Below are 354 nucleotides of genomic sequence, written 5' to 3' on the forward strand. Positions count from 1 at the left end.
ATCTGCCGAAACTGTTTCTGACGCTGATAATAAAGTCGCGCTTGGTGCGCTCATGCGCAGGCACCGCGGGGTTCCAGCCTTCGAAATAGATGCCGCGGACCAAAACAGGCAGTTGCGCCGAGAGATCGGCCATTTCTGCTGGCGAAAGCCAATCCCGCACCGTGTGTAGAACGGATCTCAGGAGACGGCACGCGCTCGGTTCGCTCCAGCAGAGGTCCTTGGCGAGCTCCTTGACCCATTGTTGCGCCTGCTGGCCAGCGTGCGTGAAGTCAGCAAAGGACGTGTGGGAAATATGACCCATGGCGGATGCTCCTCGAAGATTTGAACTCCATTCTCAGGCATCGAAAGGCTTTG

1 protein-coding gene is annotated in these 354 nt (G+C 57.3%); it reads right to left on the reverse strand.

Annotated elements, in window-relative coordinates; genetic code table 11:
* A partial coding sequence (locus EN852_RS36745; RefSeq protein ID WP_135879751.1) for a DUF2267 domain-containing protein occupies positions 1–301 on the reverse strand: 301 nt, incomplete at its 3' end.
* Positions 302–354: the final 53 nt, after the last annotated feature.

Source organism: Mesorhizobium sp. M2E.F.Ca.ET.209.01.1.1 (assembly GCF_004010375.2).
Taxonomy (GTDB): Bacteria; Pseudomonadota; Alphaproteobacteria; order Rhizobiales; family Rhizobiaceae; genus Mesorhizobium.